At 54.1% G+C, this 292-nt stretch carries 1 protein-coding gene; it reads right to left on the bottom strand.

Features of this window, described 5'->3' with window-relative positions:
* Positions 1-292 (bottom strand): 4Fe-4S dicluster domain-containing protein (locus tag LK536_RS58670; RefSeq protein WP_506092318.1); only part of this gene is annotated, 292 nt, incomplete at both ends.

Genomic DNA, 292 nt, shown 5'->3' with positions numbered 1-292 from the left:
CCTCAAATGCCTGTGTGAGCGGACGCTTAGCCGGACATACATAGGTACAGCTTCCGCATTCCATACACTCCATACCGTTTACTTTCTCAAAGGCGTCACAGTCATCCCTGAGGGCTGCCTGCATCATCATCACGGGAATGATATGGCTTGGACATACGCTGACGCACTTGCCGCAGCGTATGCATGCAGGAGGCTCCATCTCTGCCACCTGGTCCTTTGTGAAGCAGGTCAGGGCGGGTGAAGTCTTGCTTACCGGTATATCAAGGCCAAACAGCGCTTGTCCCATCATGGG

The sequence above is a fragment of the Clostridium pacaense genome (assembly GCF_020709765.2).
GTDB classification, from domain to species: Bacteria; Bacillota; Clostridia; order Lachnospirales; family Lachnospiraceae; genus Enterocloster; species Enterocloster hominis.
The sequence above is the reverse complement of the archived record's forward strand: the minus strand, read 5'-3'. Positions and strand labels throughout refer to the sequence as shown.